Origin of the sequence: Thalassotalea eurytherma (genome assembly GCF_030161415.1) — a bacterium.
Classification (GTDB): domain Bacteria; phylum Pseudomonadota; class Gammaproteobacteria; order Enterobacterales; family Alteromonadaceae; genus Thalassotalea_G; species Thalassotalea_G eurytherma.
The window spans coordinates 122,468-148,414 of sequence record NZ_BSSU01000012.1 but is presented as its reverse complement, the minus strand read 5'-3'; the positions used below and the strand labels follow the sequence as shown (position 1 = coordinate 148,414).

24 protein-coding genes and 1 pseudogene are annotated in these 25,947 nt (G+C 39.7%); 18 read left to right on the top strand and 7 right to left on the bottom strand.

Annotated elements, in window-relative coordinates:
- The first annotated feature begins 92 nt into the window (after nt 1–92).
- Nucleotides 93–4,553, top strand: a complete 4,461-nt coding sequence (gene gltB / locus QQK02_RS13025; protein ID WP_284208495.1) for a glutamate synthase large subunit — start codon at nt 93–95, stop codon at nt 4,551–4,553.
- Between the two features lie 19 nt (nt 4,554–4,572).
- Nucleotides 4,573–6,009: an FAD-dependent oxidoreductase gene (locus QQK02_RS13020; protein WP_284208493.1), complete on the top strand. Its 1,437-nt coding sequence runs from the start codon at nt 4,573–4,575 to the stop codon at nt 6,007–6,009.
- Nucleotides 6,010–6,215: 206 nt separating this feature from the next.
- On the opposite strand, the gene QQK02_RS13015 is transcribed toward QQK02_RS13020, so the two are convergent.
- Nucleotides 6,216–7,277: a fatty acid desaturase family protein gene (locus tag QQK02_RS13015; protein WP_284208492.1), complete on the bottom strand. Its 1,062-nt coding sequence runs from the start codon at nt 7,275–7,277 to the stop codon at nt 6,216–6,218.
- Nucleotides 7,274–8,329, bottom strand: coding sequence for a flavin reductase family protein (locus QQK02_RS13010; RefSeq protein ID WP_284208491.1), 1,056 nt, complete (start codon nt 8,327–8,329; stop codon nt 7,274–7,276). Before QQK02_RS13010 ends, QQK02_RS13015 begins: the two co-directional genes overlap by 4 nt.
- Nucleotides 8,330–8,486: 157 nt before the next feature.
- Between QQK02_RS13010 and QQK02_RS13005 the strand changes: the two genes are divergently transcribed.
- The 6 genes from QQK02_RS13005 (at nt 8,487) to QQK02_RS12980 (ending at nt 12,868) form a co-directional block, all read left to right on the top strand.
- On the top strand, nt 8,487–9,116 hold the full coding sequence (locus QQK02_RS13005) for a dUTP diphosphatase (protein ID WP_284208490.1): 630 nt from the start codon (nt 8,487–8,489) through the stop codon (nt 9,114–9,116).
- Between the two features lie 231 nt (nt 9,117–9,347).
- Nucleotides 9,348–9,989, top strand: a complete 642-nt coding sequence (locus tag QQK02_RS13000) for a DUF2726 domain-containing protein (protein WP_284208489.1) — start codon at nt 9,348–9,350, stop codon at nt 9,987–9,989.
- 110 nt (nt 9,990–10,099) lie between these two features.
- Nucleotides 10,100–10,810 carry a 5'-methylthioadenosine/S-adenosylhomocysteine nucleosidase gene (mtnN, locus tag QQK02_RS12995; protein WP_284208488.1) on the top strand — a complete coding sequence of 237 codons (711 nt, stop codon included), beginning with the start codon at nt 10,100–10,102 and terminating at the stop codon, nt 10,808–10,810.
- A gap of 6 nt (nt 10,811–10,816) precedes the next feature.
- Nucleotides 10,817–11,776, top strand: a complete 960-nt coding sequence (locus QQK02_RS12990; RefSeq protein ID WP_284208487.1) for a cobalamin biosynthesis protein — start codon at nt 10,817–10,819, stop codon at nt 11,774–11,776.
- Between the two features lie 58 nt (nt 11,777–11,834).
- Nucleotides 11,835–12,242: a rhodanese-like domain-containing protein gene (locus tag QQK02_RS12985; protein ID WP_284208486.1), complete on the top strand. Its 408-nt coding sequence runs from the start codon at nt 11,835–11,837 to the stop codon at nt 12,240–12,242.
- Complete coding sequence (locus QQK02_RS12980; RefSeq protein ID WP_284208523.1) at nt 12,239–12,868, top strand: trimeric intracellular cation channel family protein; 630 nt, start codon at nt 12,239–12,241, stop codon at nt 12,866–12,868. The genes QQK02_RS12985 and QQK02_RS12980 overlap by 4 nt, the downstream gene beginning before the upstream one ends.
- Nucleotides 12,869–12,871: 3 nt before the next feature.
- Here QQK02_RS12980 and QQK02_RS12975 read toward each other — a convergent pair whose 3' ends face one another.
- From QQK02_RS12975 to tyrS, 3 genes are all read right to left on the bottom strand, one after another.
- Nucleotides 12,872–13,192: a ribonuclease E inhibitor RraB gene (locus tag QQK02_RS12975; RefSeq protein WP_284208485.1), complete on the bottom strand. Its 321-nt coding sequence runs from the start codon at nt 13,190–13,192 to the stop codon at nt 12,872–12,874.
- Nucleotides 13,193–13,274: 82 nt separating this feature from the next.
- Nucleotides 13,275–13,847 carry a DUF4136 domain-containing protein gene (locus QQK02_RS12970; protein ID WP_284208484.1) on the bottom strand — a complete coding sequence of 191 codons (573 nt, stop codon included), beginning with the start codon at nt 13,845–13,847 and terminating at the stop codon, nt 13,275–13,277.
- 104 nt (nt 13,848–13,951) lie between these two features.
- Complete coding sequence (gene tyrS, locus QQK02_RS12965; protein WP_284208483.1) at nt 13,952–15,151, bottom strand: tyrosine--tRNA ligase; 1,200 nt, start codon at nt 15,149–15,151, stop codon at nt 13,952–13,954.
- 230 nt (nt 15,152–15,381) lie between these two features.
- Here tyrS and QQK02_RS12960 point away from each other — a divergent pair, with 230 nt between their 5' ends.
- From QQK02_RS12960 to QQK02_RS12950, 3 genes are all read left to right on the top strand, one after another.
- Nucleotides 15,382–16,668 carry a peptidoglycan DD-metalloendopeptidase family protein gene (locus tag QQK02_RS12960; protein ID WP_284208482.1) on the top strand — a complete coding sequence of 429 codons (1,287 nt, stop codon included), beginning with the start codon at nt 15,382–15,384 and terminating at the stop codon, nt 16,666–16,668.
- Nucleotides 16,668–17,810: an anhydro-N-acetylmuramic acid kinase gene (locus QQK02_RS12955; RefSeq protein WP_284208481.1), complete on the top strand. Its 1,143-nt coding sequence runs from the start codon at nt 16,668–16,670 to the stop codon at nt 17,808–17,810. The genes QQK02_RS12960 and QQK02_RS12955 overlap by 1 nt, the downstream gene beginning before the upstream one ends.
- Before the next feature lie 166 nt (nt 17,811–17,976).
- Nucleotides 17,977–18,168, top strand: a complete 192-nt coding sequence (locus QQK02_RS12950; protein ID WP_284208480.1) for a hypothetical protein — start codon at nt 17,977–17,979, stop codon at nt 18,166–18,168.
- Nucleotides 18,169–18,687: 519 nt separating this feature from the next.
- On the opposite strand, the gene ssb is transcribed toward QQK02_RS12950, so the two are convergent.
- Together ssb and QQK02_RS12940 are read right to left on the bottom strand one after the other, a co-directional pair.
- Nucleotides 18,688–19,386 (bottom strand): single-stranded DNA-binding protein, encoded by a 699-nt coding sequence (gene ssb, locus QQK02_RS12945; protein WP_284208479.1) that lies wholly within the window; start codon nt 19,384–19,386, stop codon nt 18,688–18,690.
- Nucleotides 19,387–19,516: 130 nt separating this feature from the next.
- A complete protein-coding gene (locus tag QQK02_RS12940) occupies nt 19,517–19,918 on the bottom strand; it encodes an acyl-CoA thioesterase (protein WP_284208478.1) in 402 nt (133 codons plus the stop codon).
- Between the two features lie 188 nt (nt 19,919–20,106).
- Between QQK02_RS12940 and QQK02_RS12935 the strand changes: the two are divergent.
- The 7 genes and pseudogenes from QQK02_RS12935 to QQK02_RS12905 all read left to right on the top strand — a co-directional run.
- Nucleotides 20,107–21,159: pseudogene (locus tag QQK02_RS12935) on the top strand (amidohydrolase family protein); the annotation flags it as partial.
- A 327-nt stretch (nt 21,160–21,486) separates the two neighbouring features.
- The gene (locus QQK02_RS12930; protein WP_284208477.1) at nt 21,487–22,779 is read left to right on the top strand and encodes a M24 family metallopeptidase; all 1,293 of its coding nucleotides are present in this window, start codon (nt 21,487–21,489) and stop codon (nt 22,777–22,779) included.
- Between the two features lie 265 nt (nt 22,780–23,044).
- Complete coding sequence (locus QQK02_RS12925; RefSeq protein ID WP_284208476.1) at nt 23,045–23,407, top strand: hypothetical protein; 363 nt, start codon at nt 23,045–23,047, stop codon at nt 23,405–23,407.
- A gap of 210 nt (nt 23,408–23,617) precedes the next feature.
- Nucleotides 23,618–24,655, top strand: a complete 1,038-nt coding sequence (locus QQK02_RS12920; protein ID WP_284208475.1) for a hypothetical protein — start codon at nt 23,618–23,620, stop codon at nt 24,653–24,655.
- The gene (locus QQK02_RS12915; RefSeq protein WP_284208474.1) at nt 24,652–24,969 is read left to right on the top strand and encodes a hypothetical protein; all 318 of its coding nucleotides are present in this window, start codon (nt 24,652–24,654) and stop codon (nt 24,967–24,969) included. The genes QQK02_RS12920 and QQK02_RS12915 overlap by 4 nt, the downstream gene beginning before the upstream one ends.
- Before the next feature lie 14 nt (nt 24,970–24,983).
- Nucleotides 24,984–25,331 (top strand): hypothetical protein, encoded by a 348-nt coding sequence (locus tag QQK02_RS12910; RefSeq protein WP_284208473.1) that lies wholly within the window; start codon nt 24,984–24,986, stop codon nt 25,329–25,331.
- Between the two features lie 159 nt (nt 25,332–25,490).
- Entirely contained in the window at nt 25,491–25,871 is a 381-nt protein-coding gene (locus QQK02_RS12905; protein WP_284208472.1) for a hypothetical protein, read from the top strand.
- The last annotated feature ends 76 nt before the right edge of the window (nt 25,872–25,947 follow it).

Below are 25,947 nucleotides of genomic sequence, written 5' to 3'. Positions count from 1 at the left end.
GCGTAAAAGCAGGGTAAATATGCATTATTATCATAAAAATATTCTTAAACATGCATCCTGCCGAGCTATGACGACTTTTTAGGAGAGACGACATGCAGCTTTATGATCCACAAATGCAAAAAGATAATTGTGGTTTTGGTTTAATTGCTCATTTAGAAGGTGAAGCAAGCCATAAGCTTATCAAAACGGCCATTAAGGGCCTTGATCGAATGCAACACCGTGGTGGTATCGCCGCTGACGGTAAAACTGGTGATGGCTGCGGTCTACTCATCCAAAAACCCGATAGTTTTTTTCAATCTATTGCTAGCGAAAATGGGTGGAGCCTAGGTAAAAAGTATGGCGTAGGTATGCTGTTTTTAAATCCAGATCCTGTTATTGCCGCTCAAACAAAAGCTATTTTAGAAGAAGAACTAACAAAAGAAACACTTACTCTTGTAGGTTGGCGTGTTGTACCTACAGATAAAGGTATTTTAGGTGAAATAGCTGCCGGAAACCTGCCTTTAATCGAGCAGGTATTTATTAACGCACCGCCGGGCTGGCGAAATAGAGATTTAGAACGCCGTCTTTATATGGCAAGACGTCGTGCTGAAAAGCGAATTGAAGATTCGGTATTCTATGTAGCAAGCTTGTCTTGCTTAGTTACCGTATATAAAGGCTTAATGATGCCTGTTGATTTGCCAAATTTCTATTTAGATTTGGCAGACATCAGAATGCAAAGTGCTATTTGTGTATTCCACCAACGTTTTTCTACCAATACATCACCTCAGTGGCATTTAGCGCAGCCATTTCGTTATTTAGCGCATAACGGCGAAATTAATACGATTCGCGGTAACCGTCAATGGAGCCGAGCAAGAACTTACCGATTCCAAACCCCATTATTACCAGATTTAAAAGATGCAGCTCCATTTGTAAATGAATCGGGCTCTGACTCTTCTTCTTTAGATAACATGCTTGAGCTGTTTTTAGCTGGCGGTATGGATTTATATCGCGCTATGCGTCTACTAATGCCACCAGCTTGGCAAAACAACCCTTGCATTGACGATGATTTAAAGGCGTTCTACGAATTTAACTCGATGCACATGGAACCATGGGATGGCCCAGCCGGCGTGGTAATGACCAATGGTCGCCATGTTGCCTGCAACCTCGATAGAAATGGTTTGCGACCAGCTCGTTACGTAATTACGCGCAACGGTTTTATCACGCTGGCCTCAGAAGTTGGTATTTGGGATTACGGTGAAGATGAAGTGCTTGAAAAAGGCCGTGTAGGTCCAGGTGAAATGCTAGCGGTTGATACCTATACAGGTAAAATATTTGATTCTAACGCTATCGATAACGATTTGAAGGTTCGCCATCCTTACCGGGATTGGTTGGAAAATAACATTCGCCGCCTTGTACCTTTCGACAAACTTGAAGCGTCTTTAGTTGGTCAACGTGTATTTTCAGACGAGCAAATTTCACAATATCATAAGTTATTTAATTATAGTTATGAAGAAATTCAGCAGGTTATAAAAACATTAGCTGAAAATGGTCAAGAAGCGACGGGCTCTATGGGAGACGATACGCCGATGGCTGTGCTGTCTTCTAAACCTCGCTCACTGTATGACTACTTCCGTCAGCAGTTTGCGCAAGTGACTAACCCACCAATCGATCCATTGCGTGAGCGATATGTTATGTCACTTTCTACCTGTATAGGTCGTGAGCACAACGTATTTAATGAAACGACAGGTCATGCTGATCGCATCATTTTTGAAACCCCTATATTGATGTATACCGGCTTAAAGCAAATACGAGAGCTTGATCCTGAGCATTACCGTTCAGATACCCTAACGCTTAATTACGATCCTGAAGAAGGCCTAGAAAACGCCATTATTCGTCTATGTGATGAAGCAGAAGAACTTGTTCGCGATAAGAACACGGTTATCCTCGTATTATCTGATCGCCAAGTGCATCGTGGGTTATTACCAATCCCAGCTGCGATGGCAGTGGGCGCAGTACAAAAACGTTTAGTTGACGCACAACTTCGTTGCGACTCAAACATTATTGTAGAAACTGCTTCAGCACGTGATTCACATCAGTTTGCTGTTTTACTTGGTTTAGGTGCAACGGCTATTTATCCGTTCTTAGCATATGAGACCATTGAACAACAATGTGAAAAAGGTCATATCAACCTTGAACCACGTCAAGCGTTAATTAACTATCGCAATGGTATTAACAAAGGTTTATTAAAGATATTGTCTAAAATGGGCATTTCAACGATTGCTAGTTACCGTTGTGCAGGTTTGTTTGAAGTTATTGGTCTACACCAAAATATTATGGCGCGTTGTTTCCCTGATTTACCAAGTCGAATTCAAGGGGCTGACTTCAAAGATATCGAACAAGATAATTTTAATTTAGCCAGAAAAGCGTTCTTACCTCACCAAAAAATCAATCATGGTGGCCTGTTAAAATACGTACACGGTGGAGAGTACCATGCATACAACCCTGACGTTGTTAGCAACCTCCAAGCAGCTGTACGATCTGGCGATTACAGTGAATATCAAAAGTTTGCTAAAGAGGTTAACGAGCGACCAGTTGCTACATTGCGTGATCTATTAGGCTTTAAACAAGATGCAAAGTCGATAGATATCAGCAAAGTAGAAGCTGATACAGAACTATATAAACGATTTGATTCAGCGGCGATGTCGATAGGTGCCTTGAGCCCTGAAGCTCATGAAGCACTCGCTATTGCAATGAACCGATTAGGTGGTTTTTCGAATTCAGGTGAAGGTGGTGAAGATGAACGCCGCTTTGGTACGGTGAAAAACTCACGTATCAAACAAATAGCTTCAGGTAGATTTGGCGTAACTCCTCATTACCTTGTTAATGCTGATGTATTACAAATTAAAGTAGCACAAGGCGCTAAACCTGGTGAAGGTGGTCAATTACCAGGTGATAAAGTAACACCATTAATTGCAAAACTACGATTTTCAGTACCTGGCGTTACGTTAATTTCACCTCCTCCACATCACGATATTTATTCTATCGAAGATTTAGCGCAGTTAATCTTCGATTTAAAACAAGTTAATCCTAAAGCGGTTATTTCAGTTAAATTAGTATCTGGCCCAGGTGTCGGCACTATCGCATCAGGTGTCGCCAAAGCCTATGCAGACTTTATTACGATTTCAGGTTATGACGGCGGTACAGGTGCTAGCCCGCTAACATCGGTTAAATATGCGGGTTGTCCGTGGGAATTAGGCTTAGCTGAAGCTCACCAATCATTAGTAGCAAACGGCTTACGTCACAAAGTGCGTTTACAAGTTGATGGCGGTTTAAAAACGGGTGCTGACATTGTAAAAGCCGCTATTTTAGGTGCTGAGAGCTTTGGCTTTGGTACTGCACCTATGGTGACATTAGGCTGTAAGTTCCTTCGTATTTGTCATTTAAATAACTGCGCTACTGGCGTCGCAACACAAGACGAAGTTTTACGTGAGCAGTTCTTTAAAGGCTTACCAGAACAAGTCATGAATTACTTTAAGTTTGTTGCACAAGATGTGCGTGAAATTCTTGCACAACTTGGTGTCGAGAGTTTAACGGCAATTATCGGTCGAGTTGACCTGTTAGAGCCGTTAAAGGGGATCAGTGCCAAGCAGCAAAAGCTTGATTTATCGCCGATTATTGCGCCGGTTGTTGCTGATAGTAATACTGCATTACATCAGACAGAAGCTAATGTTCCATTTGATGAAGGGTTACTAAATCAGCAACTTGTAGAGTTAACTAAAGATGCTGTTGCTCATAGTTCAGGTGGTGAATATCGTTTAAATATTGCCAATACGGATCGTTCAGTGGGTGCCGCACTATCAGGCGAAATTGCACGCCACCATGGTGATCAGGGAATGGCGGCTAACCCGATTAATATCCATTTACAGGGTACAGCTGGTCAAAGCTTCGGTGTTTGGAATGCGGGTGGTCTGCACATGACATTAACTGGCGATGCAAATGATTATGTTGGTAAAGGCATGACTGGTGGACAGTTAGTTATTAAGCCACCTAAAGGCGTTGAGTATCAGTCAAATAAAGCCATGATCATGGGTAATACTTGTCTATATGGTGCTACTGGCGGCAAGCTTTATGGCTGTGGTCGTGCCGGTGAACGCTTTGCTGTTCGTAACTCGGGAGCCCACGCAGTTATTGAAGGCACAGGTGATCACGCATGTGAATATATGACAGGTGGTATTGTCACTATTCTCGGTCAAGTAGGTCTGAACTTTGGTGCTGGTATGACAGGCGGTTTTGCATACATTTTAGATGAAGCTGATGATTTAGCTATTCGATTAAATACCGAGTCTATTGAAATGGTTGAGATGACAGACCTTGTCATTCATCAAGAGCATTTGCGTGGCATTATAAACCAACACGTTGAAGAGACAGGCAGTGTACATGCACAGCATATGCTGACTAATTTCGATGAGTTTGCTAGCAAGTTTAAACTAATTAAACCTAAATCAGCGGATATTAAGTCGCTGTTAGGTCATCGCAGCAGAAGCTCTGCCGAGCTGCGCGTTCAAGCTCAATAAACATTGGTAAGGAAAAATAATGAGTAAAAATGTTTATCAATTTATTGATGTTAAAAGAATCGATCCACCAAAGAAGCCAATTGAACAACGTAAAATCGATTTTGTTGAGATATATCAAGGCTTGGGCCCTGAGCAAAGTAAGGGCCAAGCTGATCGTTGTTTAGACTGTGGTAACCCATACTGCGAATGGAAATGCCCTGTGCATAACTACATCCCGCAATGGTTAGAGTTAGTCACAGAAGGTAAAATTTTTGAAGCTGCTGATTTATGTCACGAAACCAATAGCCTGCCAGAAATGTGTGGCCGTGTTTGCCCACAAGATAGGTTATGTGAATCAGCTTGTACACTAAATGACGAATTTGGCGCTGTTACGATTGGCAATATTGAAAAGTACATTACCGATACTGCCTTTGAGCAGGGCTGGACACCTGACTTATCACAAGTGGTTAAACTCAATAAACGTGTAGCTATTATTGGTGCAGGTCCAGCTGGCTTAGCCTGTGCTGACGTTTTAACACGTAATGGTGTTGACTGTGTTGTTTATGACAAACATTCAGAAATTGGTGGCTTACTGACATTTGGTATTCCATCGTTCAAATTAGAAAAAGAGATTATTGTTAGACGAAGAAAAATTTTCGAAGGTATGGGCATTGAGTTTAGGTTGAATACCCATGTTGGTGTTGATATCGACTTTGCTTCTATCAGTGAAGAGTTTGACGCAGTATTTTTAGGTTTAGGTACATATACAGCAATGGAAGCAGGGTTTGAAAATGAATCGGCAGCCGGTGTACACAAAGCTTTAGATTTCCTGATTGCCAATACTCAAAAGGTCATGAAAATCACCGACGGTGCATTACCTTATGTTGATATGGCAAAAAAGAAAGTTGTCGTATTGGGTGGTGGTGATACCGCGATGGATTGTGTGCGCACATCTATTAGGCAAGGTGCCGAGTCAGTCACTTGTGCCTACCGTCGTGATGAAGCTAACATGCCTGGTTCTCCTAGAGAAGTACAAAACGCAAAAGAAGAAGGTGTAAACTTTGAATTTAACATTCAACCTTTAGATATTGAAGTTGATGCTCAAGGCAAAGTATCTGGCGTTAAGTTTGTTAAAACGCAATTAGGTGTTCCAGGTGCTAATGGTCGTCGCTCTCCTGAAGCTATTGAGGGTTCAGAGTTTGTTATGCCTGCTGATGCTGTTGTTATCGCGTTTGGTTTCTTACCTAGCCCACCAAAATGGATGTTAGATGCCGGCGTTACGATTGATAGCCGTGGCCGTGTTGAAGCAAGTGAACAATCGGATTTTGCGCTACAAACCACAAAACAAAATGTATTTGCAGGTGGTGATATGGTACTTGGCTCTGATTTAGTTGTAACTGCCGTTGATCAAGGTCGAAAAGCTGCACTTGGCATTTTAGACTTTGTGCTTGATTGTGAATTTACGCAAGCGTCTTAAAACCTTATAAAGCTCGCTTTTCAAAAGCACCAGCAACTAGCGTTGCTGGTGCTTTTTTAAACCTGAACTATGCAGTTGAGCTATAATTTATCGGCTACCTAGGCCTTTATTAACAAGCAATAAACCAGTTATTTACCTAGTGATAAAACCCCACTTTCACGCCTATATTTTATCTCGCTAGCAATGTTATTTATCATGGCACTCTTTTACGGAAACGAATATCGAAAGATACGCTTTAATACCGAGCTGTATTGGCGAATAAAGCTCCCCGTATTGTAATGAATACTATGCTGCGCAAAAATCAGCTGTACTTTCGGTGCAACTTCCCGATATCGTTTTGCTGGCATATCAGGAAAGAGATGGTGCTCTATTTGAAAACTTAAATGCCCAGTCAGAATATGAAATAGATTACCACCTTTTAAATTAGATGAACCTAAAGCTTGGCGATAATACCACTGCCCTCTTGTTTCATTCTCGCACTCCTGCTCTGAAAATGTTTTAACATCACCAGTGAAGTGGCCACAAAAAATGATTGTTGATGTCCACAAGTTACGTATAAGGTTTGCTAAAAAGTTGCCCGCAAATACCCACAGGAAAAAAGGCCCTGCCAGTAACGGAAATAACAAATAGTCTTTGACCAGTTGTTTAGCACCTTTACTGAAAAACTTTCTTTTTAATTGCTTAGCAGATATTTGGCTTTTTCGTGTGTCGTTCTTTTTACCAAAAAAGACGCGTTCTGCAGCGAGTTCATGGTAGGCAATTCCCCACTGAAACATCACACTAAGTAAAATGTAAGTGGCGAACTGCCACAAGTTCTTAATGCGCCATCTAAAGTCATTAGAAAGCCTTAGCAACCCATAGCCAAAGTCTCGATCTTTACCAATAATATTGGTAAAGGTATGGTGTTCATAGTTATGAACGCGATTCCAGCTACCGCCATCGCAGGCAATATCCCATTCATAGGCTTTAGAATTAATCTGTTTATCGTTCATCCAATCATACTGACCATGCATAACATTATGACCAATTTCCATATTATCGAGTATTTTAGCTAGCGCTAAAGACAATACACCAACTAGCCACAAGAACGGATTGATAAAACCAAGCATTAATAAAATACGCCCACTCCATTCAAAAACACGATGGATAACAATCATTTTTCTAATATGGTCAGCATCTTCTTGACCAACTTTAGCCATGGTTTCCGCTTTAAGCTGATCAAGTTGTTCGCCTAACAATGCATAATTTGGTTGATTAACCTTACTCATGTTTCTAGCTCCAAATCCGTTAACACCTGAGATACGCATAATTGAATTAACTCTTCAGAGCGGTCTGATACTTGCCCTGTTCTAATATCTTTAACAACGCCACTTTTTTTAGTGCACTGACATTGATGGCAAATACCTATTTTACAGCCATAGTTCACATGCTCGCCTAACGTTAAAAGTTGGTTCAAGAGTGGGCTGGTATTCTTTAACGACAATTGCTTTCCATTAAGTGAAACTTCAAATTCCGACGTTGTTGACTCGGTAATTCCCATTAGAGAAAAGTGCTCTGCACTGATTGCACAATCATAGATTTTCGCAAATTCTTTAGCGCTTTGATAAAACTTATTTGGGCCACATACCAATAGTTTTGCATTTATGTAATCAGATAGTTGCTCATAGACATCTCCATGCACCGCACGACTCATCAGCTCGAAAGTAAATCGAGGTAATTGCTGTGATAGCTCATTCAACTCATCAACCAATAAGTGTTGTTCGGGTTTCGCGTAGTAAATTAGGTGAATTGGCTGCGCTATCGCTCGCTCTTTCTGCAATGAAGATAAAATAGCGATAAAAGGCGTTATGCCGGAGCCCGCAGCTAAGAACAGGCTTGATTGTTTAGACTCTTCAAAGACAAACTCACCACGCGGTGCAGAGATATTCACCCAGTCACCTCTCGTGAGTACCGGTAACTGATGCGTTAATCCACCTTCTGGCTGAATTTTAACTACTAACCGAATAGTATTTTTAGTTTTTGCCAGATTGGGACTTGAGGCAACAGTAAACACTCGCGTTACAAGCTTACCTGCTATTTCCAACGTTAAATCAATATGTTGGCCTGCTTGATGAATGGGCCAGCGATCATCAACACGTAAGTTGATTGCAACGACACCTTCTAATAGCAAAGAAACATCACTTACTTGGGCTCTATACAAACCGGCACGCCAATTAGGTTTAAATAACTGGATAACAGGCTCAAAATACCCACCGAGTGAATCATGATGAAGTAAATTGCGGCTTCCCCATCGAGAAAATCTATTAATAAGGCTTTTCATTTTTTAAGCTAACACGTGTACACTGAAATTTGAGCGAACAAGTGTAAGCTCAAATTTTTAAAAAGCAATAGATTTATCATAAAAAAACGACATCTTACTTGTCTCACTACACAGCTTTGTGCACACTAGCGTTATGTAAAATGATGTTGAGATAAAAATGACAAACTTAGAAACTGCAAAACAACAAATCAGCCAAATGCTTGCAATGCAAGATGCGATGAATACGCGCGTCAGCGAAACATGGCGTGAAAATAATTACGAATGGTATCGCGCTATTTGGGTTGAATGTGCGGAAATGTTAGATCACCACGGTTGGAAGTGGTGGAAGCATCAAGAGATTGACGTTGCACAGGTACAGTTAGAGTTAGTCGATATTTTTCATTTTGGTTTAAGCCTGCGCTTAATGGCTGAAAGTGACGTTTCAATCGTTACTGATCAACTTGCATCAGATTTAGCCTTAAGTAGTAATGAACAAGATTTTAAAATAGCGCTAGAATCTTTAGCTGCAGATGCAGTCGCCAATAAAGCATTTAACGGCTTAGCCTTTGCTGACTGTATGCGTTTAATGGATATGGATTTAACTGAGTTATTCCGTCAATACGTTGGCAAAAACACCTTAAACTTCTTCCGCCAAGATCATGGTTACAAAGAAGGTACTTACATCAAAGTATGGAGTGGCAAAGAAGATAACGAAGTATTGGCTGACGTGGTTAACACACTTGATGTGACACACCCTGACTTTCAAACACAGGTATATGACGCCTTAAAAGCACACTACCCAAGTTAGTTTAAACGTTTAATAAATAAAGCCTTAAAAACATCCTCGTTATTAGGGCTTTTTATTACGTTAATCTTGAGTGTCTTTGATTGACTCCTCTTAAAACACCTTTCGATTATTTTTTGCTTTTTAAATCCACTCAGCATTTCTTTAATTAACATTTATCTAAATCGATCTGGCACGCTAACTGCTTAACCATAGATAACTAGACTAAGAGTCAAAATTTTGTAGGAGTTATCTATGGAACTAATTCTATTTGCCATGATCAGCTTAATTGTTGTTGTTGCGCTATTAGCGAGTAAGCTCAATGACAATAGTTTCCCGTTTCCCTTTGATAAAAAGTCAGCAGTATTTACCCCTGCTGAGAAGCATTTCCATTTACTATTGGAAAAGGCATTAGGCGACGATTTCCGTGTCATTAATCGCGTTAAACTAAGCGATATCGTTACGGTAAGAAATGGCGTATCGACCAAAGCCTCACAAGCGGCGTCAAATAATGCTAAAAGCAAATATTTAGATTTCGTCATTTGTGACAGAGAAACAATGGCGTTGCTTGGCACACTTGATTTAGTTGATACTCAAGGTAAAGGTTACAAAATAAAGAAAGATTGGTTTGTTTCTGGCGCTCTTGAGGCTGCCGCTATCCCGCATATTCGCATTAAAGTTAAAGGTAGCTACACATTAGATGAAATACGCGCATGTGTGAATTCTAAACTACTTGGTAACAAAGCGCCTAAACCTCGCTTTAAAGGCCGTGTTATTCCAGCACCCATGGTGAGAGCTCGTCCTAAAAATACAGGTGTGGTAGCTCCTGCTGCTACAAGTATGGCAGCAGACCCAGCGCAATTGAGCGCACCTCCGCGTGCTGCCCTCCCCCACTAATTAAAAGATGAAGAGCGGACATATGTCCGCTTTTTTATTGCTTGCTAGTTACAGCGTCACCGACTAACGCTATAATTTGCTGATTATTATCACGTTATATGAGAACTATCATGAAAGCAGGTATTATTGGCGCTATGGAGCCAGAAGTTGCTATTTTAAAATCACAATTAGCAAATATGAGGTCTACAACACACGGTGGATTTACCTTTTTTGAAGGGCAATTAAATGATCATGAGGTTGTTATTGTGCAATCAGGTATTGGCAAGGTTGCAGCCGCACTAGCTACCTGTCTTTTAATTGATAAGTTTGCCCCTGATTATGTTGTTAATACCGGCTCAGCTGGCGGTTTTGATCAAAGCCTAAAAGTAGGTGATATTGTTGTTAGTTCAGAAGTAAAATATCACGATGTTGACGTAACGGCCTTTGGATATGAAATTGGTCAGTTACCAGCAAACCCGCCTGCTTATATTCCTCATCCTGTTTTAGTTGAAGCAGCCCAAAAAGGTATTGATAGGTTAGAAAACATAAACGCATTAGTTGGCCTGATCACAACAGGTGATACGTTTATGACAGCAGATGACGATATCGCCAAAGCAAGAACAAACTTCCCAACAATGGCGGCAGTAGAAATGGAAGGTGCTGCTATTGCGCAGACATGCCTGCAGTTCAATACACCATTTGTTGTTATTCGCTCAATGTCTGACATTGCAGGTAAAGAATCGCCAACGTCATTTGAAGCATATTTAGAAACGGCATCTGTCAATTCATCGCAATTAGTCAACAATATGTTAGATGAATTAACTGATAAAACATTGGCTTAATTCAGTATGCAGTGGTTAGATCAGATACCCGCTTTTGCCAACCAAGTACTTTTGGTTGTTATCGTTTATATCGTTAAAGCTCTTGTTACTAAAGTATCTGCCGTTGAACCACTGCACGCCTTCGCATTTTATTGCAAATTGCTGGCAAATAAAGTCAGTAAACCCAATCAAAACACGCCCAAACAACAAGTTATATCAGGCACAGTAGCGGTATTAGTAACGCTAACGCCATTAGTTGTCATATTATGGTTATTTGCTGACTTCATACTCGTTCCTGAATTATGGCAAGCGATGTTGTTATATTTCGCGCTCGGTGGCTTTGGCATAAAAGCTAATTCGTTAAAGCTGGCAAAAGCAATCGCTGGCCAAAATCATTATTTAGCCAAGCAACTCGCCCAAACTATGCTTCTTAGGCAAACAGCAAACTTATCACCTTTGGGCTTAACTAAAGCCAATATTGAAGCGCAGTTATTGCATTTTTTGCAACAACAGTTTGTTGTTATTATTTTATTTCTCTGCTCTGGTGGCCTACTTGCACTAAGCTATAGGTTACTGTTAGTGATGCATCAGCAGTGGAATATTAAGCAGATAAATTTTATCAATTTTGGTCTTTTCATCCATTTTTGTATCAATATGATCACCTGGCTACCGTCTCGAGTTTTAGGTGCTATGATGTTAGTGACCAGTATTGGTCAAAACTTTCTCTTAAAATGGCGACTAACCAAAGGTCACTTTTTTAAACTAAATAATGATTTTATTATTCATTTGTTTGCTTTGAACGTAGGCACGGTTTTAGGTGGGGTTGCAATGTACGATGAAACGAAACTAAGACGTGTAACCTTCAATGAAACAGCTAAGCCATCAGAAGGCAGCGATGTTATTCACGCCAGCAAACAAATACTAACCTTACAGTTATTTAGCACGATTATAATCTTATTTTTCACAGCCATAACTATTGTCAGCTGATAGGACTTTACGCTAGTGTTGTCTTATAGCGTCAAAACACTTGATTCAAGAGGCTTAAATGAAACACTTAGTCAGCATTTCCCTGCTTATCATGTCATGTACTCTCTGTACTTTTGCTATAGCGAAAGCGACACCAGAGATTAGTCAGGATCAGTTATTAAGCCTACAAGCCGCAGCTAAAGCCCCTAAATTTATTGTGCTTGATGTGCGTAGTGACGAAGAATACATGTCAGGTCATATTCCCAACGCTGTCAATATTAGCCACGACCAGTTAACCGATAAGCTGTCGTTATTATCACAAAAGTTAGCTGGCGATAAATCAACATTAATTGTTGTCCATTGTCGTTCAGGTCGCCGCGCAGCAATGGCTGAAGAAATCCTTCGCTACAGTGGTTTTAGCCAAGTTCGCCACTTAACTGGCGATATAAAAGCGTGGCAACAAAGCAACTTACCGATAACCAAATGACATTAATATACTGGTTAGACTTGTTTGGTGTTGCCGTTTTTGCACTTTCCGGTGCACTAATGGCAGGACGCTATCAACTTGACCCTTTCGGCGTTATTGTACTTTCTGCAGTAACGGCTATCGGTGGCGGCACAATACGTGACATCATTTTAGATGTTCCTGTATTTTGGGTTCACGATGTAAGTTATCTATTCACCATTGTTATGACCGCGCTATTAACTATTCTACTGGTTCGTCAACCAAGCCGTATTCCTCGTCGGTTTTTATTGATTGCTGATGCCTTTGGTTTGGCCTTATTTGCCGTACTCGGCACGCAAAAGGCGTTAAGCTTTGAAACCCCCATGGCTATTGCCATGGTAATGGGTGTTATTACAGGCGTAGCCGGAGGCATGATTCGAGATGTTTTATGTAATGTAATACCGATGATATTACGCCAAGAAATTTATGCGATAGCCGCGCTTTTAGGTGGGGCACTTTTTTGCGGACTAATATACCTAGAAGTACCTCAGCAATACGCGATGATCATCGCCATAGCTGGCGCATTGTCACTAAGATTAGCCGCCATATATTGGCAGCTGTCATTGCCAGCATTTGAAATTATAGATAAACGCCCACCTATCAAATGATGGTTACGCCTCAATACCCCAACCATCATTGTAGCCACTGAACTGAGCGGCTATTTGTTCAAATAACGCTTCTTGATCGACAATATTTTGATAGCTTGGCAGCATATTCACTGTCACATTAACATCCCAAACATTAGGGGATTCATCAGGTACCAGTTCAGCGTTGACTTCAGGTAATTCAGTCGACAAATAATCGAGCATTTGTTGGCCTTGTTCTTTTTTTTCAAATAATTGAAAAAACACCACGTCGTGTGCAATATCTAGATCGACACCTGCCTGTTTCATTTCTTCTAAGACTTGCGTGGTTTCATCGAAAGCAGCCATAATTTACCTTAATAATACATGCTAAAGTTTAAGTCATTGCCCAGTAGTATGAGCACGGCGATTATATATTGATTATCGCTATTTACCTATCTCTTTGAGGCAAAATTACTTGTTGTTCACGATTGTTACTTGGGTATTTAGCAATAATTTCAGCAACCCCCATATCAAGCTCTTCATTAAACTCAACACTGCTTTCATCGCCTTTTAATGAAAGCGGGTATGTTGACCGCCAGACAGAAAGCTGTGTTTTACCCGATTGCACATCAAGCATAATTGCGCCAATTGTTGACTGACTAGAACGTGAATTTTTGCCAATTTTTTTGCTCGGTTTAGTTGGCTTACAATCACGGCAGATTTGATCTTTTCTACCATTAAATATCGTGCCATTTACACCATATAAGCGATAGCCAACATAAATATCAGGGTTTGATTCCGCGTAGCTAAAACCTTGTTTGTCTAGGTTTCGCTCTATAGCCAACTCAATACTATTGCGCATAGCATGTGACATATTTTGTTGTTGACTATATTGACTGTTTAACGGGTGAAAGCCATAGGTTTTGACACTATCGAAATCAAACGGAACAAGTAGTTTAGTTTCCGCTTTATTGGTGTTCGAGCAACTAACAATCGAAAATAATAAAAGTAAAATAGCCAAGATGCGCATAATTAGCCTGTAAAATGAATATCACATTTACAACGTTAAAATTAATGTAAAAAAAAAGCCAGTAAAATACTGGCTTTCTTCTCAAAATCATACAATTAAGAAACAGTCACCTTCGCGAACTTACGTTTACCTACTTGGTATACCTGTGTCGTACCAGCGCTAATAATTAACTTATTATCGGTAACTTTTTCACCTTCAATTTTAGCTGCGCCTTGCTTTATCATACGCATTGCTTCTGAAGTACTTGCCACAAGGCCAGCTTCTTTCAACAAATTCGCAATCGCTATTTGACCACCTTCCGGCGTAATTTCAAGCTCAGGCATATCGTCTGGCATCGCTCCTTTTTGGAAACGATTGATGAACTCGTTATGTGCTGCTTGTGCCGCTGCGTCATCATGAAAACGTGCAATAAGCTCTTTGGCTAATGTGATTTTAATATCACGCGGGTTAGCGCCGTCAGCAATTTGCTGTTTGAACTGTGCGATTTCTTCTAACGGACGGAAGCTAAGTAAGTCGTAGTAGCGCCACATCAAATCATCAGAAATTGACATAACCTTGCCAAACATATCATTTGGCGCATCAGTAATGCCTATGTAGTTGCCTAACGATTTAGACATTTTTTGAACACCGTCTAAACCTTCAAGTAAAGGCATCATTAAGACTGTTTGTGGACGTTGACCTTCTGATTTTTGTAATTCGCGACCCATAAGTAAATTAAACTTCTGATCGGTGCCACCTAATTCTACGTCTGACTCTAACGCGACAGAATCCCAACCTTGTACTAGTGGATACATGAACTCGTGAATAGCAATTGATTGGCCATTAGCATAACGTTTTTTGAAATCATCACGTTCCATCATACGGGCAACAGTTTGACGCGATGCCAACTTCAACATACCTGCAGAGCCAAGTGCTTCCATCCATGTTGAGTTAAAGGCTACGGTTGTTTTTTCAGGATCTAGAATCTTAAAAACTTGCTCTTTATAGGTTTCAGCATTCGCTAAAACATCTTCTTTGGTAAGAGGTTTACGTGTAACATTTTTACCTGTTGGATCACCGATCATGCCGGTAAAATCGCCAATTAAGAAGATAACTTCATGACCTAACTGTTGAAACTGACGAAGTTTATTGATTAAAACAGTATGGCCTAAATGTAAATCTGGAGCTGTTGGATCAAAGCCGGCTTTAATTTTAAGTGGCTTACCTTCTTTCAACTTCTCTAATAATTCATCTTCTAGCAAAATTTCTTCTGCACCGCGTTTTAATTCAGCAAACGCTTGGCTGACTTCAGTCATGAATCTGGCTCCAGTGGCAATAACATTATAATTTGAAAGCCGAATTCTACTTTAAAAAACGCTAGGGTTACAGCCTGTAGCTGATACATTTGTTTTTTTTTGTTATAGTGCTTTGATATATGATTTTTGTTTTTTAGATTTGAAGTAGTAATATTTTGAAAAATATAAAGAATTTATATTTATCGCTCCCAAAATTGCATCGTTGGTCTCTTAAGGCGACCTTATTTATATTGATCTCGTTAACGTTACTACCGAGTGAAGAATCCCCTGCACCATCAAATAATGATAACTACTTAGAAACAGGCAAGCGTTATGATCTTGAGATCCCACTTGATGATAGTGCAAAGTCAATTGATGGAGCTGAATCTGCATCTAACATCCCTCAAGACATCGAAGTTGCCCCTGTTATAGAAGAACCTTCAATTGATTGGAAAACAGCTAAAGTAAAAAGTGGTGATTCGTTAGCAAAAATTCTAAAACGTCACGGTTTTAATGCAACAACCACTTACAACATCACTAAAACGAAACATAAAGACATCGATTTACTTAAAAAGTTAAGGGTTGGTGACACCTTGCGCTTGGGGATAGATGACACAAATACTTTAGTCGCTTTAGATTACCCAATCTCTCGTATTAAAACCTTGCACATCGTTGGTGATGGTAAAGACTACCAAGCCGATATCGAAGAAAAGACAATAGAAACGCGACAAGCTATCGCACATGGCGTTATCAAGTCGAACTTCTGGAGTGCTGGTGTGACTGCCGGTTTAACAGACAATCAAATCATTAATTTAGCAAACGTCTTTAGTTGGGATATCGATTTCGCCCTAGATATTCGTAAAAACGACGAATTTCATGTGGTTTATGAAAACCAATTTGTTGATGGTGAATTCATTGGTCATGGCGCCATTTTAGCTGCTGAATTCATTAACCAAGATGAAGAGTTTAGAGCGATACGTTTTACCGATGGAGAATATTATTCACCGGAAGGGAGAAGTATGCGCAAAGCCTTTTTGCGTGCACCAGTGAATTTTAAGTATATAAGCTCAAACTTCAAACCAAAGCGCTTTCATCCCATTCAAAAACGCTGGAAGGCTCACAATGGCACCGATTATAGAGCCGCGAAAGGTACACCAGTAGTTGCAGCAGGGAATGGTAAAGTTACTCATTCAACCTATAACAAATACAATGGCCACTATGTTTTCATCCAGCACGGATCAGGCATTATTACTAAATACCTTCACTTTTCAAAAAGAGCGGTAAAAAAAGGTCAACGTGTAAAACAAGGGCAAGTCATTGGTTATGTTGGCTCAACAGGAATGTCTCAAGCACCTCATTTACATTACGAATTTTTGGTTAATGGTGTTCACCGTAATCCTCGAACAGTAAAGTTACCTGATGCTCAACCAATTGATAAAAAGCATAAAGCTGCTTTTGCAGTAATCGCCCAACAACGCATTGATGAACTATCAGGTTCAAAACAAGCGTTACTAGCAACATTAGTAGCTGAGGATTAATGGCAACCACCGACATGAAACCAAACTATTACATTGGCATTATGTCGGGAACAAGTGCTGACGGTATTGATTTAGCGCTTGTTGATTTTTCGGCTGACAAGCCTGAACTCATCGCTAGTTTTTACCAAGCTTATTGTCATAAAACGCGTGCAAAAATCACGCAACTGTATGACTCTTCAAGCCATGAAATTGAGCATATGGGCGCACTCGATGTTGAATTGGCAACGTTGTTTGCAGCAGCTGTTCAGCGCTTCTTAATGGAACAAAATTTAACCTCTAGCGATATAAGTGCAATCGGCAATCACGGTCAAACCATTAGACACCGCCCGCCTAGTTCTTCGCAACAGTACCCTTTTACTCTACAAATAGGCTGTAATCACACCCTAGCAGCGCTCACTCAAGTGAGGGTCATCGGTCAGTTTAGAAAAAAAGATATCGCATACGGTGGCCAAGGCGCGCCATTAGTGCCCGCTTTTCATCGCGCCCTGCTCAGCAACAATGAACCACTCTTTGTCGTTAATATTGGTGGTATTGCCAATATGACTTACCTTCCTTCGGATCATAATGAAGCTATCTTAGGGTTTGATACTGGCCCAGGTAACGCATTACTTGATGAATGGTATTGCGCACACCACAACGACAAGTCATATGATGAAAATGGTAAGTGGGCAAATTCCGGTAGCGTAAATCAAGCGCTACTTACGCTACTGCTAGCCGACGATTACTTCTCTTTACCTGCACCTAAAAGCACAGGTAGAGAATATTTTCATGCAGCATGGTTAGCATCAAAATTAGCGCAATTTCCAACAAGAAAAACCCTTACACCGCAAGACATTCAAGCGACTTTATGCGCGCTAACTGCGGTGAGTATTAGTGAACAAATTCAACAAATTTCAACGTCAGGCAATGTATATTTATGTGGCGGCGGAGCCCATAACACAGAAATATTTAACCTTTTAAAACAAGAGCTTACACAACAAAAACTTGATGTCATTTCAAGTATAGGTGTAGACGGTGATGCGTTAGAAGCGATGGCTTTTGCTTGGTTTGCTTATGCTTATGATAAAAATATTTTTGGTAACATCCCAAGCGTCACGGGCGCTAGCAGAGCACTTGTACTCGGTACTGAGTTTTTTGCATAAAAAACCACTGGCGTTGTATAAAAATCCCTCTATAATCGATCATCAACCGTATGAAAAACGTGCAACGTGATTGCTGTATTTTTGCTGTAATACATCACAAAACTGAACTTATAAACGTTATGGCAATCTAAACACCTGCACCAATTCAATAAAATGAGGAGGAGCGATGCAATTTAATGATCTACACATAGGTATGAAATGTGGTAGCAAGAAAGGTAGTGGCACAGTCACTTGGATTGACGGCTCTACTAAAACGGTTTACATGTCTAATATGGAAAACAATCACAGTTTTGAGGTCCCGTTTGAAGACATTATTGATGATCCACAAGCACACAATAAAGAAGATACGTACTATTAATTTCCCCAGTGCATGATTTAATAAAGAGGCTTTATAGCCTCTTTTTTTCTACCCGCGAGAACTCTTTTTTCCCCAACAATACATTTATATACAGCTAAACTAGGCAAAATTATTAAATATAATATCATCAAGTTAACAACCATATAACACTCAGCGAAAAGGTGATTAACCACACAACAGCACCAATGAAATCAAGAAACCACTAAACGTTCCTTTGCACAAAAAATGCATTAGCACCCGATCGACGAAAACAGCAATCAAAGCAAAAGCGCACCCATTTTTCGAGTGTTGAGGCCAATGCAACTTTTGTATTAGGTTATAATTAGTTAGCGTCAAATGACTTTAGTTTTTACCCACTAAATACACTGTATAGAGCTGAGTTTAATGTCATTCTTACAGTATATATGTAACGCTGTTGAACACCTTGCTATTCAAAGTAGTTTCGCCTTTATATTTTCTGATTGATAAAAAAAGCCTCGCTAGAACGAGGCTTTAAACTGTTTAACCTAACCATCTGTCCTAAAAAGGAATATCATCGTCAAAGTCAATTGTTGGCTCTTGTGGGTTTACTTTAGGTGCATTTGATTGTGCAGCAGGTTTGTTAAAACCACCTTGGTTTTGCTGTGCAGGCGCTTGGTATCCACCTTGTTGACCTTGGCTTTGTGGCGCTGGCGCTTGGTAACCACCACTTTGCTGGGCTGGCGCTTGGTAACCACTTTGTGGTGCTTGGCTTTGTTGCGCTGGTGCTTGATATCCGCCACTTTGCTGTGCAGGTGCTTGATAGCCACTTGGCTGTGCGGCTGGTTTATTGAAGCCGCCTTGACCTTGTTGTTGGTAACCACCTTGATTTTGCTGTTGGAAACCACCTTGGCCTTGACCACGCGAGTCTAGCATTTGCATATCGTTTACTACGATCTCAGTTGTATACTGATCTTGGCCTTGTTGATTCTGCCACTTACGTGTTTGTAATCGACCTTCTAAGTACACTTTAGAACCTTTTTTCAGGTATTCACCAGCAATTTCCGCAAGTCGTTGATAAATTACGATACGGTGCCACTCAGTCTTTTCTTTTTGTTCACCGGTTTGCTTATCTTTCCAGGTTTCTGAAGTAGCAACTGTAAAATTAGCAACTGCACCGCCGTTTGGCATAAAACGAACTTCTGGATCTTGTCCTAAGTTACCTACGATGATGACTTTGTTGATTCCACGACTGGCCATGTATTTATCCTATGGTGTTGGCAATGTATTTGACATTGACTGATCTTCGCTTGAGATCTTTTTCTCTAAAATATTGGAAAAAAGATTCTACCACTGTAGGTAAATTTTACCTACAACTTAGCTAAAAAAATTAATTATTTTCTACGTATAAATGTGCCGACAATGCTTCTTTAATTGGCTGCGGAATCGTAGCAGATTTTTGCTGGCTATAATCATAATGCACCATGGTTGCAGCGCCCGATGCACAACATTGATTTTGCTGCCAAAGCTCTTGATACACCTTGAACGAACTGTTACCAACATGTTGGATACACGTTCGAACTTCCATTTCATGGCCAAAATACATTTGTGCTTTAAACGAAACATCAATATTTGCCAGAATGAGGTTCCACTTTTTGGGATCAAGGTCAGGTATAAACAATTCAAAGATTGGCTTTCTTGCCGCTTCAAACCAAATCGGAACTAACGTATTATTTATGTGCCCTAAGGCATCAGTATCACTAAACCTTGGACTAAAGCTTTCTTTAAACAAAACCTACTTTCCTTATCAACTCATCTTTTGTTAAAACAACATTAACATTGGTTATCTATCGTACTAACAACCTGTTCAAACGCAAAGCAATTGTTTGCCTAAAACATCACGCTATACTCAATGTGTACAAAAATAACTATATCTTTGGGAACGCCATAAAAATGAAAAAAATATTTGCCCTATCGCTGATGCTTGTCTCAGCTTTATTACATGCAGCCCCCGGCGAAAAGGCGCCAAATCGCCAAACAGGTGATGGCCCATACGAGCGTCTTATTCTGAGAGGAGGGATAGTAGTTAACGGTGAAGGTGCACCAGCACAAGGCCCTATGGATATAGTGATTGAAAATGATCGCATAGTACGCATGGTGAATGTCGGTAACCCTGGCGTGCCAATCAAGCCAAATAGGCGCCCTAAAGCAGGGCCAAATGATAAAGTAATTGATGTTACTAACCAATATATCTTGCCTGGTTTTATTGATATGCATGGCCATATTGGCGGCAGCGCAGATAATATTCCTGCCGAATATGTTTTTAAACTTTGGTTAGCGCATGGCATTACTACGGTGCGTGAACCGGGCAGTTTTAATGGCGTTGATTGGGTAATGGATCATGTTAAACGCAGTAATGCCAATGAAATTGCTGCGCCACGCATCGTTCCTTATGTTGGTTTTGGTATGGGAATTAAAACCCCCATAACCACACCCAAACAAGCAACTAAATGGGTAAAAAACATAGCCAAACAAGGTGCTAAAGGTATTAAATTTTTTGGTGCTCCACCTGCAATCATGGAAGCAGCATTAACAGAAGCGAAGAATCAAGGCTTAGGCTCAATGATGCACCATGCACAATTGGAAGTAACCAGCATGAATGTCATCGACTCTGCTCGCCTTGGATTAACAACAATGGAGCACTGGTACGGATTACCTGAAGCATTATTTGAGCATCAAACCATCCAAAATTACTCTCCAGAGTATAACTACAATAATGAACAAGATCGTTTTGGTGAAGCAGGAAGATTATGGGATCAAGCAGCCAAGCCAGATACTGAGCAATGGATTAAGGTTCGTGATGAACTACTAAAACTCGACTTTACCATTAACCCTACGATGACAATCTATGAAGCAAGTCGCGATTTAATGCGTGAAATGAACGCAGACTGGCATGAAGAGTACACATTGCCAACGCTATGGGATTTCTTTCAGCCGAGCAGATATGCTCATGGCTCATATTGGTTTGACTGGCTAAGCTTTATAGAATCTGAAATGATAGGTTGATAAATCCTCAATTCAAGACCTATTGTATTACAAGACTTGTGGGGAATCAAGTCTTGTAATATTACCCTATCACTTTTTCCCTATCATTTTATTATGACTTGTTTTCAGAAATATTTATTAAACCCCTATCATTTAATTTGGATATCAATTTGCTAACTATTTGAGGTAAATATTAACGAATTGTGAGGTGGAACATTTCCTTCTATTAATAGTACACAGTGCAATTAACTGTTAATTATCTACCAATTACATCACTATTAAACTACAAAAGCGATTAACGATTAAGGCATCAATATGCAAAACACAAAAAGAACCTTTTTAAAGCAATCGGCAGTTGCCTTAGCATCACTTGGATTAGTTCCGATTGCATCAGCTTCTTCAACGTCAACTAGCAATAGTTCCCAAAATGCTTTGAGAGATCTGACTTCGTCAGTAAAACCTATTAGTAGCTTCGAGAGACTAGAGCGAATTAAGAAAGCACAAAAGTTGATGAGTATTTATGACATTAATGTTTTGGTTCTGGAGCCGGGGGCGTCCATGACATATTTCAGTGATTTGAAATGGTGGCGAAGTGAACGGCTAACTTCCGTTGTTATACCGCGTGAAGGCAATTGGTTTGTAGTGTGCCCAGAATTTGAAGTACCAACTATCCAAGAAAGTATTAATTCTGATATTGCAGTTGTAGCATGGAATGAACATCAAAGCCCCTATAAAGCATTAGCTCAGCATTTGAAAAGTGTTGGAGTTGTAAAAGGTAATATTGGTTTTGAGGAGTCGGTACGATATTTCGTGTTTGAAGGAATAATGAATGAATTGCCGAGTATGAACCATGTTTCTGCTGATCCAGTGACGCAAGGATGCAGGATGTTCAAAAGCAAAAATGAGTTACAACTCATGAGAAAAGCAAATGAGATTACCTTAGCTGCATACAACTATGTATATAGTAACCTTGAAGAAGGAATGACTGGGAAAGACATAAAATCACTAATGAACTCTGCACAAACCCAATTGGGAGGCGATGGTGTTTGGTCAATGGCACTATCAAATGAATCAAGTGCTTTACCGCATGGAACAAAGAAACCTCAGATCTTGAAAAAGGGTTCTATTATCCTAATGGACAGCGGTTGTAACGTGCATGAATATCGTTCAGATATTAGCCGTACTTTTGTTTTTGGAGAACCGTCTAACAGGCACAGAAAAATTTGGAATACTGTAAGGAAAGGCCAAGACATAGTATTTAAGACAGCTCAAATTGGTGTTTTAGCAACTAATGTGGATGATGCTGTGAGATCCTTTTATGAATCAGAGGGATTCGGGCCGGGCTATGCAACGCCGGGATTATCGCACCGAACTGGGCACGGTATAGGTATGGAAATTCATGAAGAGATAAACTTTGTACATGGCGAAAAAACAAAATTAAAGGCAGGCATGTGCTTCAGTAACGAACCGGGAATTTATATCCCCGGTGAGTTCGGAGTTCGAATTGAAGATTGCATTTATCTTACTGAAGGTGGTCCTCAATATTTCACAAACCCACCTAAATCAATTGAAGAGCCACTTGGCACAATTGGGCCTGAGATAATTTAGTCTTATATAAATACAACACAGGCTCTTGTTGATAGCGCACCGCCTATGGTGCTCATAGATCTAATTAATAGAACCAGTTGGCTGCTTCAATGGTGTTTTAAAATTCCGTTAGCTGTCTTAAAATATATTTGATGGCTTCTCAGAGAAGCCCGTTCCCACGAAAACAGGACGAAATGGATTTACTCTGAACTAAAAGATTAAATATTCACATAAAAACTGAGTGACATAGGTGCGTGGCCTAGCGTTGCCGTTTTTGGGTGTATTGATGTCTTTTAATAAAGAAGACCTGCTAGTAAATATAAAAAGGCAGGCAAAACGATTATCTAAATTATTAACTATTCCCCTTGGGCAGGCCCAAGAAGGGGTAGCTATTTGTCTTTACGGCTGTGGCAGTTACGGTGATTTACTAGTAAAAATAAAAGCTGAATCCTTTGACAACCCATTGATAGCACTGTCTGCTCTCTCACCAAACTCGGAAATATTTTTAGTAAAAATATTAGCTAGCCACCTAGATAGCATCATCGGAAGTTTTGAAAAAAAATTTCCCGGTTCCAATATAAATGAAGAATTAGTCATATCCCTTTTCGGACTTAGCTTTGATGAGTTCAAAGCCAAAATTTCTGACTGATTTTGTACAAATCCGTAAGTTGCCATTTAAAAATTTAGCGATATTATGAGTGAAAGGTTGTGCGGACAGCCTACGCCTACACATGTTTTTCGCCTTGAAAAATGTGAACAGTGAAGCGGAGCATCCGTGAAAATTTGGTGATTCAAACAGTCAAGTAAACAATGTGTTCGTAGGCCATTGTTTGTTTGCAAATGTTGTTTGGAGAACTAAATGATCTCAGTACCTCAACTAAAGAATAAGCTTAATATCCAAGCCAAGAATTTTGCATTATTGTTAGAGTTTCCTGACCTGTATGCAGAGCGTTTATGGTCAATAGGTGTTTATAACTGTTCTGACTTTTCACAAACTCACATCCGCCTCAAGGAAGTATTTGACGATAATAATCTAGACTCAATTCTAAAGCACGATTCCCTGAAATACTTAATGATCAACGAATATGATGATCAAGAAATTATTGAATCGCTTCATAAAGAAATTGAGTCAATGGCAAACCGTATCGAAAGCCTAATGCTGGTAGATATCAATACATTAGAGTTAGTTTCAGTGATATACCAAGTTTTAGGGTTACCTGAAGATGCCAAGTTTATTGTAAATACAGGAGCAGACTTCCGCTTAGAGTGGCGACCATACTTTGATGCCTTTGATGATCCGTTGATAGTTCAATATGCAGATTTAAAAGTTCATGGTTGTTATTTCAGGCTCATAGCTTCAAAGTTTCCGTTTGAAAAGCTTTCCTTGGATAACATTAAAAAATACATGTACATCAATCATGTAAACCATGATGGTGAGTTCGAAGGCTGTATTTCTGAAGGAAATACATTTTCTAAGCATGAGCACTGGCTGGTGTTGACACTTGAATTATTCAGTAGCGGCAAAGTAAATAAGGCTCAGTTCAATCCAACAACCTTTAAAATCGAAGGTATGCGCTATCTGGTGTATGGCTTCCCGCTGGTTCCTTCCTTTGTATCTGATTGGCACAAACCTGATTTATGTCTACGGGTTAAGAATCTAGATGGTGATCAAAAGTTCATTGTTCGTATTGATCAGCAAGCTCTTGTTTTCCACGCACGCCGTGTCGATACAAATTTTTTTAACACCATTGATTATGAAAAATACATTTCTTTGTATCAATCTAGTGTTCTGTCACATTTTGATGCTGACAACAATTTACTAAAAGCCGATGGAGTTAAGTACCTTAGTTTTTTCCGTCCGTTTTGCTTAGAAGATAAGAAGGAAGCACAAGCATGAGACCAAGAGTAAAACTAACCAAAGCAACACTCATTTCAATTAAATCTGACTTAGAAGATAAGGTTGAACAGGTGCTTTACGCTATTTTTTCTGAGGATAATGAAAGCGGTAAAAAAGGTGAGGCTTTGTTCACCACAAAAATTATGGAAGTTAATGGTCTTGAGTACCGAACTTTTGGCGCTGATTTTTATATATTAGATACAGAACCCAAACAGTTTGATGTAAATATATTTGAGTTCAATTTAATGCATGAGTGTATGTACTCTCCTGAGGAACTTTTAGAACTTCGGGAAATTCTCCCAACTGGCTATTAATTGGGAGTTAATAAATGGATAAAACCCATTTGAAAGATGCCTGCATAGTATCTGTCTACGACTATAAAGAATTTGAAAAACAATTTCTCGGCGAGTTTTTATCAGGAGTTGTTATTGACAATGAAACATTCAGGTTTAGGCCATTTGAGCAAATCGTGACTTCAAAGATTGTTAGCAAATCTGATGTCGAAGATAAATTAGAAATCATCACACATAATGGGAGTTATTATGTGATTGATGCTGACCATAAGTTAATTGATATTTCGTTTGTTGAACTAGTTGTTATGAGAGTAGGAGCTTATTCGGCAGATCGAGTTTTAGAAATGAGAGAGCAACTTAAGTCTCAAAATAAAAGTCATTAAATAACGAATATTAAGAAGACTAACGAGATTATTATGTGTCACTCACCCCTTTGAAAAAATTGATGATAGTCAAATACTCATAATATGTTTACACAGCATCAATTTACTTAGTCGAAAATTTACATTAGTATTGGATTTGTGTACTTGTAAGAGAATTTTATGTCTAAAGCATTTTCAAAAGTCTTAGTAATAGCGCTTATGCTGATTGCCTTTGTAGGGCAAGCATTTGCGTATTCTGCTATGTCTTGCGAAATGTCTTCAGGCTCTCACGAGTCACATATGAACATGGATCATTCCAAGATGAGTCATCATGAAGGAATGAATCATGGTGATATGAATAAAAGCAGTAATGGTCAGTCAGAAGATTGTTGTGATGTTGAATGTGTTTGTCCGGCAAATGCTTGTTCATCTACTACAGTACTAAGTTCCAGTATTGATTCGACAGATATTCAAATATTGAGTGAATCTGTAGCTGCTCTGCAATCTAAACAACCTCATTCAATTTCCACTTCCCTTTATCGTCCACCGATTTTTGCCTAATACAGGATTAGTGCGCCCAAATTTCGCGCACATGTAATAAATTTTTCTGTTAGTCAACATAGCGTAGTAGCGCTAT